Source organism: Pseudoalteromonas sp. NCCP-2140, from assembly GCF_023708065.1.
GTDB lineage: Bacteria > Pseudomonadota > Gammaproteobacteria > Enterobacterales > Alteromonadaceae > Pseudoalteromonas.
Map to the genome: position 1 here is coordinate 119,853 of NZ_BRCZ01000003.1, position 14,436 is coordinate 134,288.

Annotated in this window: 9 protein-coding genes; 3 read left to right on the forward strand and 6 right to left on the reverse strand. The window is 40.4% G+C overall.

Features of this window, described 5'->3' with window-relative positions:
- Nucleotides 1-528 precede the first annotated feature (528 nt).
- Genes NFU46_RS07200 through NFU46_RS07210 form a run of 3 tightly spaced genes read left to right on the forward strand, consistent with a single transcriptional unit; the run spans nt 529 to nt 2,806 of the window.
- On the forward strand, nt 529-930 hold the full coding sequence (locus NFU46_RS07200; RefSeq protein ID WP_285835533.1) for a DUF3019 domain-containing protein: 402 nt from the start codon (nt 529-531) through the stop codon (nt 928-930).
- The gene (locus NFU46_RS07205) at nt 930-1,619 is read left to right on the forward strand and encodes a response regulator transcription factor (protein ID WP_251600896.1); all 690 of its coding nucleotides are present in this window, start codon (nt 930-932) and stop codon (nt 1,617-1,619) included. The genes NFU46_RS07200 and NFU46_RS07205 overlap by 1 nt, the downstream gene beginning before the upstream one ends.
- On the forward strand, nt 1,616-2,806 hold the full coding sequence (locus tag NFU46_RS07210; RefSeq protein WP_251600899.1) for an ATP-binding protein: 1,191 nt from the start codon (nt 1,616-1,618) through the stop codon (nt 2,804-2,806). The genes NFU46_RS07205 and NFU46_RS07210 overlap by 4 nt, the downstream gene beginning before the upstream one ends.
- Here the strand turns inward: NFU46_RS07210 and NFU46_RS07215 are convergent.
- The 6 genes from NFU46_RS07215 to NFU46_RS07245 form a co-directional block, all read right to left on the reverse strand.
- The gene (locus NFU46_RS07215) at nt 2,790-3,632 is read right to left on the reverse strand and encodes a MipA/OmpV family protein (protein ID WP_251600901.1); all 843 of its coding nucleotides are present in this window, start codon (nt 3,630-3,632) and stop codon (nt 2,790-2,792) included. The two genes, NFU46_RS07210 and NFU46_RS07215, sit on opposite strands and share 17 nt — an antisense overlap.
- A 331-nt stretch (nt 3,633-3,963) precedes the next feature.
- Complete coding sequence (locus NFU46_RS20455; RefSeq protein ID WP_285835534.1) at nt 3,964-9,285, reverse strand: S8 family serine peptidase; 5,322 nt, start codon at nt 9,283-9,285, stop codon at nt 3,964-3,966.
- A gap of 431 nt (nt 9,286-9,716) precedes the next feature.
- Entirely contained in the window at nt 9,717-11,243 is a 1,527-nt protein-coding gene (locus NFU46_RS07230) for an arylsulfatase (RefSeq protein WP_251600903.1), read from the reverse strand.
- Nucleotides 11,244-11,466: 223 nt separating this feature from the next.
- Nucleotides 11,467-12,951: a glutamate--tRNA ligase gene (gltX, locus tag NFU46_RS07235; RefSeq protein WP_063529662.1), complete on the reverse strand. Its 1,485-nt coding sequence runs from the start codon at nt 12,949-12,951 to the stop codon at nt 11,467-11,469.
- A gap of 80 nt (nt 12,952-13,031) precedes the next feature.
- Nucleotides 13,032-13,391, reverse strand: a complete 360-nt coding sequence (locus NFU46_RS07240; protein WP_054560852.1) for a glutathione S-transferase N-terminal domain-containing protein — start codon at nt 13,389-13,391, stop codon at nt 13,032-13,034.
- A 67-nt stretch (nt 13,392-13,458) separates the two neighbouring features.
- Complete coding sequence (locus NFU46_RS07245) at nt 13,459-14,430, reverse strand: GGDEF domain-containing protein (RefSeq protein WP_175082945.1); 972 nt, start codon at nt 14,428-14,430, stop codon at nt 13,459-13,461.
- Nucleotides 14,431-14,436: the final 6 nt, after the last annotated feature.

Genomic DNA, 14,436 nt, shown 5'->3' on the forward strand with positions numbered 1-14,436 from the left:
TGCTTAAACTACTTATAACCTGACTATACTACCAGATAAAATGAAAATAGAGGTCGAATCTGTTAATTATTAATCACGCGCTCAGCATATGTTTAAATGCATGAGCTAAAATAGTGGTTTTGATAGGCTAAATTTAAATTGTATCAATTTGTACGAAACAATTAACAAATAACGCAGAATAGTAAAGACTAAGGCCCAACTAAATTTAGTGAAAAACTATTAGCTAAAACTAAATATAAATTCAGTTTTCTTTTTAAAACAACAAGCTAACTTTAGAATATAAAGAAAATACGCCAATAGGTTGAAATTACTGGCTTTGCATAGCACCTATTTGTAGCTATAACGATAAATGAGGTATGATAGACCCGCTTTTTTATCGTGTAATCGCCACTCATAGGCTGCATAAATAATAATTATAATAAACGGCAAAAAAATGAGAACTCAAAGTGAGTTGGGCAGGTTACATCAGCTTTCGGTGGTTATTGTTACTTTGAAGAAAAGACTTCTAAAAAACAGAGACTTGGTTAAATGATAAACCGATTTAGTTGGCTATTACTGTTTTTTTGTCTTTGTTTTTCGTCGCTTTGTTTAAGCGATGACAGTCTCGAGCAACCTTTTTTTAAAGTCTCACCCACTGTGTGTGTGACAGATGCAAAACAAAAAGCCTGTGAGTTTAATATACAGATTCATTTTCGTGTTGCTCCCTTTAAAGAACTTTGTTTAGAAATAACTCAGCGTCCTCAGTATACGCAGTGTTACAAACAAGGTGGTTTAATTATCGAGAAATTAACGGTTAAGACTGAGCATCCGCTTACAGTGAAATTAATTGATCCATTGAGCAATCAAGTTGTTAAGCAACAACTACTGTCAATAGCAAGCTATGAAGCTAAAGATTACCGAATAAAACGGCGCTTTGGCTGGAGTTTATAATGCAGCATATTTTTTTAATTGAAGATGATGTGAAATTAGCAAGCTTAATACAAACGTTTTTGTTAAAGCATGGCTATACCATAGATGTATTTAATACTGCCGAGGCGTACCGTAGCAGTGAAATCACCTTTATGCCTTCATTGATCATCTGTGATGTGATGCTACCGGATGGCAATGGCTTTGAGTTAATATCTCAATTGAAAGAAAAGTACAGTTGCCCTGTTATTTTTCTAACGGCACTGGATTCCGTGCAATCACAAATTAAGGGCTTAAACCTAGGTGCTTACGACTACCTTGTAAAACCCATCAAGCCTGAACTGTTACTCGCCAAAGTTAAAACGATTATCGCCCACACCGTCGGCCAAGATAACTTTTCACACCAAATTGATATCTTGCGTATCGATAGTAAAAAACGCGATATCTATTTTCATAACACAGCATTGAATCTCAATGAAAGTGAATTTGAGATCATTGCCTACCTTGCGAAAAACACCCCTGAACCGGTTTCTCGCGAGGTATTATTCAAGCATGTTATTGGCCGTGAGTATGACGGACTTGACCGAGCTATTGATTTAAAAATTAGCCGTTTACGTAAAAAGCTTAAAGAAACCATTAGCGAGCAAAAAGAAACGCTAGATATCAAGTCTGTACGAGGCAAAGGATACAGCTTGGATATTTCAAAAACATGAAGCAGCAATTTTTTAAGCTTTACTTAATTATCACAGTAAGCTTAATTGCCTTAGTTTTAGCTTTTGGCCAGCTTTATAATCAGTTTTTTTCTGAGCACATACCGAGTGTGCAAATAAGCGTTGCTGAACTAGCTCAAATAGCTGAGCAAAAAGAAACGAGGATCAGCTCATTAAACCAAAACGAGCTTGTTTTACCTGATTCATTACAAGCCAAATTCGATAAAGATGGCATTATCAGCGTCACCGAAAATAATCAGCAGTATGTATACCTCAAAGGCAATAACGGTAACATCCAAAAAGTTGGCCCCATATCTTTGATTTCGCAAGCAAAAACTGACTGGCTTGCATTTTTTTCATTTTACTTTTTACTTGGTGTGATGATCTTATTATTTATTCGCCCAGTATTTCGCGATTTGAGCTTATTACAACGCGCAGCTCATCGCTTTAGTAAAAAACCGCAACGTATAGAGCTTGATATAAAACCAAACTCATCTATTGCGCCATTAGCCAGCACCTTCACCCATATGTCTGAGCGCATCAATAAGTTTGTTCAGCTACATAATGACTTATCGCGTATTATTTCTCATGAAATTCGCACTCCCCTTACCCGTATGCGATTTGCTTTGTCGATTGCCGATTTAGAATCTCAAGAAAGTAGCCAAATTGAGCGTGATATAGATGAGATTGAATTACGTCTAGAGCAGTACTTATCATTCGCTCGCTTAGAGCACCAGCAAAGTGTTTTTAATCAGGAGAAAGTTAACTTAGCTAAACTGATCAACACAGAAATTGCTAAATTCGATTTATACAAAGAACTCAAATTCATTCCAGCCCTTGAAGTAGACACAGCCTATTGCGAAGCAAGCTTTATGGCAATCGCGGTACAAAACTTACTGATCAACGCCACAAAATACGCAAAACACATTATCTATATAAGTAGCACAGAACAAGCGGGCTATTACAGTATAAGTATTACAGACGATGGACCTGGCTTACCAATTAATGCAGATGCGTTAATTGAGCCTTTTAAACAAGGTGAAGGCGATAAACTGGCGAGTGGTTACGGGTTAGGACTGTATATCGTGCATCGTATTGCCAGCTGGCATGGCGGTAAAATTAGCTTAGCTAACAGCTCACAAACAGGCGGTGCAGAGATCACCATTCGTTGGCCTAAAAGTGGTAAGTAATTCCCGTAAAACCTGAGAAATAACTGTTTTTATTGATCATATGTGAGTTAGCTAAGTTGCTATCAAGCCATGTATGTTTAAGTTTAAAATCAAGGCTGAAACTGTCGCTAATAGGATATTCGTAACTTACTTTTAAGTAGTAGTTAGTGGCACTTTCTAAGTTGTAGCTTAGTAAACGCGTTTTACTTTCTGATGGACTCACCGTGTAGTAATAATCGATCAGCTCTTCATTTTTATAATTAATACCCGCTTCTATTCCAGCGGTGCCAGAAAACAGTTCAAATACATGATAGCCGTTTAGCAAGATTTCATAGCCATTATGCACATTAGTTACATCGTGCACATACGCTGCACTTAACCAAATATCATCATACACGTTCATTGCTGATGATAGCCCTGCCATATAAGAAAGGTCGCGCTCTATAGGCGTTAGGTTAATCGGTGATGCGGTAGGTAATGTAGGTCGCCCAGAGCTCGAACGAATAACACCTGTGGCATAGAGTTTATCTACCCCATCCAACTCAAAGAAAAAACCATCGTCATTAAAGCGCCCTAGTAAATCAACGTAGAAGTTCTCAGTTTCATATAGGCTGTAGCCAACAGAAAAATCATCGAAATACCAGTTATCACCGTAATAAGCAAAGCTTGGCAGAATTGGCGAAGTGACATCGTCAGCATCAAGTACCGGGTTTTCAATGCCCCCGTAACCCACAGTGATACTGGCATGTATTGTCGACTTTTTAATTAATTGCGGTTGTTTATCATCAGCCTGCGCAAACGCAGTTGATGCAGTTAAACAACATACTAAGCCAAACAATTTCTTCATTAACGCAATTCACCTTTATGTCATAAATAACAATTACTATGACAGCTTAATACTACCAAAAAGTCTTTAATCTTTACTTAATCCGGGACGATCATATCGTTTGCGCGCTTTATTGTATAATTTTTTTGACCAACAAAGCGGCGTAGACTGTTAATTTATGCCCTACTTCCAAACTAACACACTGAAAAAAATATAAAATAGCCTGTACATTTTGCTACATAGGTTTTCAGTTGTTAGTTATTCTTTTTGGTTATTAAAATGCACAACATGATTTTTTAGACCAAAAAAAGGGCCCGAAGGCCCTTTGTCACATAACATACTTAGGGAGTACTTAACCTCGTTTTACTCGGCGACGAACACCTGCAAAACCAGCTAATAGAACAGTTAACCATGCAAGTGAACCACTTGATGATTTCGCTTTTTCTTCAGGAACCACGGTTGTTTCTTGTGCCGTTACCGTCACAGCAACACCAAGTTCCATCGCTTCAGTACCATCACTTACTGTGACAGTAAACTGATGCTCACCAGCCGTTAAGCCTGATACTTCAGTGATTGCTGATGTTGGGCTTGCGATTGTTCCTGGGCCTTCCCATGAGAAAGTTAACTCATCGTTATCTAAATCATGTGATGCTGATGCATCTAGGGTAATTACGCTGCCTTCAGTCACTTGTTGAGCACTCGCCTCAACTGCTACTACCGGTGCATCATTAACAGCTTCAACCGTTAACATAAAGGTTGTGCTTGCAGCATCTGATGGGTATTCAATATCAGATACCATTACAGTTACTTCAGTCTCACCAAAGAAGTTCTCATTTGGTGTAATCGTTACTGTATCGCCATCAACTTCATAGCTTACATCGTCAGAAATTACCGAGATTTCATTCTTCGAGTTCTTTTCATCAATGTGATGAACATCAAAGCTAATCGGTGTTTCTTCTGTTGTTACCATGTCATCAAGGGCTACCACAGTGATGTTGCCTGGAATGGCCAGTGTTGCTGTTGAAGTCATGTCATTCAGACCAGAGATTGCTGCTTTAGCTGCAACTTCAAGTGTTTGACCTGTAGCTGATGGCATAACTTCGGCCCATGCTGTTACTTCAAATTGTGATGATTCTGGACCTACATAGTCCATACACACCACGTAACCATCGCTGATCACTTCATCTAGATTGTTATAAGCGATTTGGATACCACGGTAGTTTTCAAGTGGACCATATTGATACTGTGCACCGCGGAAACCTTGAAGGCCGATACTACCTGCAGGGCGCGTCGACCCATAGTCTAGGTTATCGTATGCATAGTAAATTTCATGCTCACCTTTACCAAAGCGTGTATTTGCATTAAACAACACTTGGAAGTCAAATGAGTTATCACGTTTAGTGTAAGTGTATTTGCCCGTTGTACGGTCGTATACAGGATTATCGTAGTCTGATGCATTATCCCACTCAATAATACCCCAGCCAGTTGAAGTACTTGCTAGTGAAATACCTTCATTTGACGATAAGCCAACTGACATTACAGAGCGTAATAAGCCATTATCAGTGAACTCCCAACCACGCCATAATGGACCCATGTTCTCATAAGGGAATGAGTTATAAGGGAACGGGTTATGTACTGGGTAGAAGTAACGGCTACCATTGGTATTTACTGTACCCATACCACGAATTTGAATAATCGAGTTTTGGATATTAGTATTTTCAGCATTGTTATAAAGGCTAAATGTGTCATATGCGCCATTATAGAAGCTTGCGATTGGCAATGAATAACCAGTGCGAGAGTTATAAAGGTTGTTCTCATCGAAACCAGAAAGAATTGGCGTGATACCAAACTCTGATAAATCGACATAACCACCAGGGTTTGAGTTACCAAAATCAGGCGTACGACACATTTCATCAGTGATGTTATCTGTCACGATATAATCAGGTTCAACATCGCGAGTATCCGCTTGTGTGCCCGTTACAATCACTTTACCGTCAGCAATTTCAACGTTGATTTCTGATGCTGTTGAAACCATTACATTTTCAGCTTTAACATCAAGACCCGCAGGGATATCAAGCTCTAATGAAAACTCACGGTCTACACCTGAATTATTCGCTAACACTTCAAATGTGTAAGGCACCATATCACCCACTTTTGCACCTGTGTATGGCGCATCAAGGTGTGCAACATCATTGCCACGGTTGAGCTTAAATGGAATTGAGCCTAGGTTGCCATGGTTCACAGCCGATGTACCTACATCTAATAGTGAGTAGTACACGCTGTCTGCATCTAGGTCCATGTCCCAGTCTACAGTCATTTCAACTGTGTTTTGACCATCGCTTCCTGGCAGGCTTGCAGTCATACCTGCTGCAACTTGGTCAGACACAACCGCAGTAGCTAGTTCAAAGGTTTCTTCAATCGCGCCTACAGCCGATTGATTATTGTTATAAACAACAACCCAATATTCACCTTCTTCAGGGTTGTTTATATTACAGAAGTTTTTATAAATCTTATGGTTAGATACACATAAAATTTCATCTTGTGGCTGAACAATTCCATCACCGTTGTAGTCTTTACCTACATAGATGATTGGGTTACCCACATTCAGAGTACCTTCTAGCTCTGATTCAACACCAACAGTTTCAGCAATAAAACGTTTTGAGTAAGCTGGCACAGTTACAAACTTAGTAAATGTTGCTTCATCTAAAATATCTGCAGCATCTACTTCCTCTGTACGGTTCATAGCCCAAGGGAAAGTACGTTCGTCATCTTTCGGTAAAGTTACAGAAGTGATATCTGCTTTTACAGGCTCATATGCACGAGCTACTGGCGCTTCAACACTTGGTAATACAATACCTTTAGCAACATAAGTACCTACATTTGAGTGAGCTGTCGTCTCTAATGATGATGGTAAGTTACCACGATCATATTTAAACGCTACAGGCCAATGCGCATCAGGGATATCTGCTTCTTCGGCTTGAAAAACAAGGTTAGTATGCAGCTCAACTTCAGAGTTACTGAACCAATCTTGAGTATCCATGATTGATGCTTTAACAATGATTGTTTGTGTTTCACCTTTTTTCAGTGTGAAAGTTTTCGGGAAGATATCAATGTTCACACCATTTTGTGCTGTTTGTGTGTTTACATCAAATGCCCAGTTTTCAACGTCTTCGTGACTTACAGTCCAAGTGCCATCTTCTGTTGCTTTAATGGTACGAACCCACTGACATTCAGGCGCACATGAGAAGTTAACTAGATTTGGTAAGTTAAGTTTATGTGGTGTACCGCCATTGTATGGATCTGCTGCTAAGAAGTTATCAGCCGTTTCATCCATTACAAATCCAGCTTTTGCAGCTAATCCCACATTAATGCGACCCGCGCCAGAGCGATAGATTTTCGCATCTGCAACAACATCACTTTCGCTGTTTAGGCGGTGATATTTAACCACGTTTTCAGCAGTCATTGATAACGCAGATTGAATTTCAGCAGCAGTCCACTCTGGGTGAATTTGACGTAGTAACGCCATAGAACCTGCAACATGTGGTGATGCCATCGATGTGCCGCTAATTGCAGCGTAATCTTGACCATGCGGAGTCACAAACGGATGCTCATCAGAGTATGCCGCGTAAATATCAACACCTGGAGCAGCTAGCGTAGGAGCAAGTACTTCAACATTAGAATAAGACGGGCCGCGTGATGAGAATGTTGCCAACCAATCAGCATCTTCAGCATCAACACGGCGCTCAATTACTGTTGGTTTGATAGTGATCATATGACCAAGTTCTGAGTAACTATCTACCCAATCCTCTAAACCATCTTCTGGATAAACACCATTCCATTGCTCATAAGTAAAGTGAACACCTGGTAATGAGTAACCTTCAGCTACAGTACCTTGGTCACGGACACGGTTAAACATGATGAAACCATCTGCACCACCGGCTTTTACGTGATCAACTTTTGCAGTACGCGCATTGGCTGCTGAATCATTTGGATCGTGACGTTGACAGATAACAATAACATTGGTGCTACCATCAGCCGCACCTGCGATTTCAGTACCATCTTTGTAGAAGTTGAAGGTGTTTTCTGGATAATCTGCAGTACAGTAACCGTTGTAATCTTTAAAACCATTAACGTCTTCGTAATCTTTAGCCCAAACAACAACACCGGTAATTTCTTCGCTATTAATTGAACCACCAACAAGGCCTGTTTCTGACCAACTAGGTACTTCTGAACCCAGTGTTTCGTCAGCAAAGCCAGCAAACTCAACGGCAGTTTCAACTGCTACAGTACGACCATGCGTTGTTGCTGCAACTTGTGCAAGCCAAGGCGATGAATTATCTAAATAACCAAAACACTCTGCTGCGCCACATGCTTGACCACTGTTACCTGCAGCCGCGGCAACGTTAATACCCGCTTCACGCGCTGCTAAGAATGCTAGTTGTACTGGATCGGCCCACACATTTGAATCGGCTCCACCAATTGAAAAGTTGATTACATCAACACCATCAGAAATTGCATCTTCAATACCCGCTACAAGCGCTTCGCCAGGACAGCCTGCGTATTCTTCACTTGATGGGTAACATACTTGATAAGCAATAATATTTGCGTGCGGTGCAACACCTGAGATTTCAGGGAATAAGTCTTCTTTTAAGATATTACCATCGGTATTTTCACCAAAGCTAGGAAGCATAAATGGCACGTCTTTAACGACGTTACCCGCTGCTGTTGAAGCAACGTGCGAACCGTGACCTTGGTAATCTTCACCAATTGCAGGCCAGCCTGGGATCATGGCATCAAATGCATCTGTGATCACATCATAAGAACGCACACCGATCAATTTATTATTACATTGAATTTCTTCAGGCTCTTCAACACAGTCACCTACATAAACACCTGAACCAAAAGGGTTTTCATGCTCATAACCATCGCCGCCAACAGCTGCAAATGAAGGGTGATCTGAGTTAATACCGGTATCGATAATACCAACGATTTGGCCTTCACCTTTACCCTTAATACCACTAGGAACGCTTGAGCCATCCCAAATTTGATCAGCACCGATATGCTTAGGACCTTCATCAGAAAGAAGATCATAATTCTTCGAACGCATTACAGAAACAACTGCACCAAGCTCTGCAACGCGCATCGCTTCTTGTTCTGTCATTTTTACAGAGAAACCATTTAATGCTTTAGTGAATTGACGGCGCATGTCTGTGCGGCCCGTTACTGCTGTCACGCTTTGCATTACAGTACGTTGTTTTGAAAGTAATTTATTTTGATATTCAGTAACAGCAGAGACCGCTGCTTGACCTTTTTCAAATACTTTTGAAACGCCTTGAGCTTGAAGTGATTGTGATAATGGCGAGGTTAAATCGCGCGCTTCAAGCGCTACTGAATTATCACGTAAACGAATGATATAAACATGCTCGCCATCAATGCCTTCTTCAGCGAATTTATTTGCTTTGCTATTTAGCTGAACATTTAGACCATCGTTTTGTAGCATGTTGCTAGAGTCACCTTGGTTAAACTCTTTGCTAAACGCTTTTACTTCTTCAAATGTGATATTAGGTGCTTTTAATTGGTGTTTAACTTGGTTGTTATCTACACCCACTGCATGAGCAGCACTGGCACTATAGAGAGCTGCGGCAACAGCAATCGAAAGTGTTTTCACTTGCATAAGTATCCCCTGGATAGTTAGTTAGAGTAATTATTCAAGCTATGTGAACATCCATTTCACTGCTTGCGACTACAATATAACCACAAGAAGTTTTAAAAATGACGTACATTCGTGTAGCGTTTTGTACACACTGTTAACATTTAAATTACCAGGAAAGCATCAATATTTAGTTTTTCTTTACAATAAATAGAAAAGAGAGGTGGCGCATATTATTTAGGTGAAGTTGAAGGGCTTAGTTGTCTTGGTAAGCGTTCAGTACAATCTGGTGGTTTTAGCACTACAGAGATAAATAGTATTGCTATTGAGCAGCTAAAACTTGAAGTAGTAAATATAGGTGGCAATGGTTACTTAGTTGAGAGTTGTAAAGACTTTACCAGTGACTACCAAAGCTGTGATGTTGCAACCTTGTGTTCTGGTAAAGCCTATAGTTTTTAGCGGTTTAACGCTTGCTGTGAAATCATTTCAGCAACACTACCCACTTGTACTGACATACTCTCTTGGCTAGGTGGAAAAGCCTTAAAAGTTTTTACAAACTCTGCAATTTGATTACCTGCTGGGCCTAAAATCCAACTACGGTTTTCTGCCCACTCATCATAACCCCTAGCATCAATGAATCGCTCAAATGGATCCATTTTTAGGTTAATAATGTAAGGTGAAGTAAGGGCTTGCTGTGTAGACCTAAACCAATGATTTTGTTCTGTAAAGATTAACTTCCAGTCACCGTAACGCATTCCATGAAAGGTAGTTTCGGTGAAATAATAAAACTCTTTACGCTTTGTTTTGCCATTATTTAGCAAAATATCACTTTGATCGAAACCATCTAAATGAACCTTATATTTTTGACCATTGATTTTGGTGCCTTTTAATAAATTAGCTTTTAAATCTTTATCGCCAACCCATGACATGATCGTTGGCATCCAATCTTCCATTGTCATGAACTCACCTGTGCTCACGCCTTTAGGAATATGGCCAGGCCATTTAACAACCATAGGTACTCTGAAGCCACCTTCCCAGCCACCAACGCCTTTTTCACCATGAAATGGCTGGTTGCCACCATCTGGCCATGAGTTTGATGCGGCACCGTTATCGGTAGAAAACATCACTATTGTGTTATCTGCTACTTTAAGTTCATCAAGTAAGTTAAGTAACTCACCTACATCATCATCCATTTCGGCCATACCATCAGCATATAAACCAAAGCCAGTTTTGCCGTCATAAGCTTTATTAAGGTTAGTTTGGTAATGCATACGAGTTGTATTATGCCAAACAAAGAAAGGTTTATTTTGTTTTACTGCATCACGGATAAAGCGTTTTGACTCTACAAGTACTTCTTGGTCTAAATTGCGTTGACGCTCTTTCCCAAATGGACCAAGATCTATAATCTCTTGCTTGCCATTTCCAAGCGCTTTTGAATGAATGACCCCACGCATTTTTAAACCAAACTTTTCTTGTGTTTTGGCATCTTGAGGATAGTCTTGTTGTTCTGGATACTCACCGGCATTGAGGTGATATAAAATACCAAAAAATTCATCAAAGCCATGATTTGTAGGTAAGTGTTCATCACGATCACCTAAATGGTTTTTACCAAACTGGCCTGTGACATAACCCTTTGATTTGAGCATAGTTGCTAAGGTGGGATCTTTCTCTTGCAAGCCTTGCTTCGCGCCAGGAAGCCCTACCGTACTGAGACCAGTTCGCATTGGATACTGACCTGTGATAAATGCAGCGCGGCCAGCAGTACACGAGGCCTGTGCATAATGGTCCATAAAAATCATGCCATCATTAGCAATTCTATCTATGTTTGGGGTACTGCCTCCCATCATGCCTCGATGATAGGCACTAATGTTCCACATACCAACATCATCACCCCAAATAACAAGTACATTGGGTTTATCAGCCGCGAAACTTGGCAAACTAAAGCCTAAAATGGTCAAACAGACCAATACGTATTTAAACATCACTTTCTCCTTGAAAACTAACTAAAGCATTCGCCTCAGCTTCAATAATCCCTCGCTTGCAGTTACCTCATACTGCTTCATTAAGATATATCTACAAGTGATAAATTGTGCATATTTAATACTATTAGAGCAGTCCCTATTTACAAGTTAAATCTGCATTAACTTTGATTTAAATATAAAAAAACCGAGCATATAAGCTCGGTTTTTAAAACTAACATTACGATTAAGCTTGTGGATAATCGCGATATGCACGCTCAATTTTTTTCGCTTGCTTTTTAGACACACCAAGGTGCGCTAGTGCAACACGTAAACGAGCACGTGATAAGTCAGAACCTAAAATTTCCATCGCATCAAGTACTGAAGTTGAAGATGTCTTACCTGTGATAGCCACAAAGATTGGCTCAAGGAAGTCTTTAATCTTCAATTCATGGAAAGTCGCCACTTCTTTTGCGATAGCAAAAATGGCTGGTTTTTCCCAACTGCGTAAACCTTCTAATTGCCAGATGAAAAACTGTAATGCTTGACGGATTACATCTTCATCAGCTTTACCTGCCGTTAATAGCGCAGGATCATAGCTTGGAATACCACCGACAAAGTGACCTGCAAGGTCAACCATGTCAGAAAGCGTATTAATACGCGTTTTTGCTTCTGGTAATACTTTGGTGAATAGCTCAGTATTAAATTTCCAATCAACAAAACGTTGCATTAGTTCTGCATCAGATAAGTTTTCACGGATCCACATACCGTTTAACCAGCTAAGCTTATCGATGTCGAAAATAGGGCCACCAAGCGACACACGTTTCATATCAAAGTGTTCAATCATCTCTGCTAACGTGAACTTTTCACGCTCATCAGGCATTGACCAACCCATGCGGCCTAAATAGTTTAATAGTGCCTCAGGTAGGTAGCCCATCTCTTTATAGTAGTTGATTGAAGTTGGGTTTTTACGCTTCGATAACTTTGACTTATCAGGGTTACGAAGTAATGGTAAGTGACCTAGTACAGGCGCTTCCCAACCAAAATCTTCGTATAACTTTAATAGCTTAGGCGCTGAATTGATCCACTCTTCACCACGGAAAATGTGGCTAATTTGCATGTGGTGATCATCAACAACGTTGGCAAGGAAGTAAGTTGGGAAACCATCCGCTTTAAGTAGCACTTGCATGTCTACATTTTCCCATGGGATCTCAATTTCGCCACGTAGGTAGTCGTTAAACTTGAACGTGCCTTCGCTTGGGATCTTCATGCGGATTACGTAAGGCTTACCTGCTTCAAGGTTTGCTTTAATTTCATCTTCAGAAAGATTTAAACCACGACCATCGTATTTTGGTCTTAGGCCTTCGGCCATTTGCTCTTCACGCATTTGGTCTAGTTCTTCGCTTGTAGCAAAACAGTAAAAAGCTTTACCCTGTTCAACTAACTGATGCGCGAATTTCTTATATAAATCGCTACGCTCAGATTGACGGTATGGACCAAACTCACCGCCTACATCTGGACCGTGATCCCAGTTTAAGCCTAACCATTGTAAGCTATCCATAATAGCTTGCTCTGATTCTGGCGTACTACGAACTTGGTCTGTATCTTCAATACGTAACACAAACTCACCGCCTTGCTGCTTAGCAAAACAGTAGTTAAATAATGCGATGTATGCAGTACCTAGGTGCGGGTCACCAGTCGGTGACGGAGCAACACGGGTGCGAATTGTCATGGTTATATCTCTCAAAAGACAATTAAAAATTTGCCCAAATGCTAGCACAGCACGGGCTATAATCGAAGTGAAAAGCCGCTTTATGCCGCGACTTTATCTAAATAAGCAATGATATCGTTTGATTCATACAACCAAGTTACTTGGCCGTTTTCTTCAATACGTAAACAAGGTACTTTCACTTTGCCGCCCTGCTCTAAAAGCTCTTGGCGAAATTGCTCGTTACCTTTAGCGTCACGGGTTTCAACTGATAGACCTTGGCGTTTAATTGCACGACGTACCTTCACGCAAAATGGACAGGCTTTAAATTGATAAAGCTTAAATTGTGACGTCACTGAGTCAAGCGCTGCTTGCTCTGCTGCCGGACGCTTTTTACTGCGTGGTGTGAATACAAAATCAAAAAACAAAATGATGCGGCCTAGTAACCAACGAACAAACTTCATCTTACCTTCTCATGTGGCTCTAAAAAATAGTGGGCAATTTTAACACAGCTAAGCGCGCTGCAACACCTTAAAACAGCTCTATTGAATCATCTTGAGGTTGGCTTTGTTGAATATCTAACTCTGAATAGGCAGTCACGCAATTACGACCACTGTTTTTAGAATGGTACAAGGCCTGATCGGCTTTTTGGACTAGGCTGGCAACCATTTCAAACTCGTAAATTGGCATAAAACCACTACTCACAGTTAAGTTACCGACTTGAGGAAAAGGGTATTCTGCCACACAGCCACGGAAACGATTGAGGGCATTACGTGCATCGAGCTCGTCACTTGCTTGAAATAACACAGCAAACTCTTCGCCGCCGTAGCGAAAAACGTAATCTTCTATTCGAAAATTATTTTTTAATAGCTGCGCTACTAACAAGATCACTTCATCGCCAATAACGTGGCCATAGTTGTCATTTACGCTTTTAAAATGATCAATATCGACCATCGCCAAATACCAATGACGTTGCTTTGAGTCATGGCTTTCATGATCTACAGCGGCATCGGCTGCAATTTCAATCACCTTTTTATCAAAGGTTTGCCTGTTTAAAAGCTCAGTTAAAGGGTCAAGTTGCGACTTATATAGTAACGAAAGTTGATTCGCGTAGATATTTAGCATGTAGATGGCGAGCATGCTACAACGCTCTGAAAGCTCTTTTTCAGACTCAATGACAAGTACACCGACCACATTGCCCATGTAATAAATCGGCACATAAGTAGAAATAAAGCCGTAGTTGCGACTGATGCGAATTTTATTGCGGCTGACTTTTTCGATGAGCTCATTGACTTCGTGTTCACTGAGCTCTTCGATAACCGAATCTTTATTTAGCAGTCTTGCAGGCAGGCCAGGTTTAAAAAACTTATTGATGTAAATAGCGAAACGAGAAAACTCATCTAATTCACTCACGGCATTAATAAGCGCCTGATCGAGCTCAGGCTCTTCTTCTTGTTGGGTGATTTCTACAACCCAGTCATGTCCGCAAGCGTTAGCCGCCATCTAAAA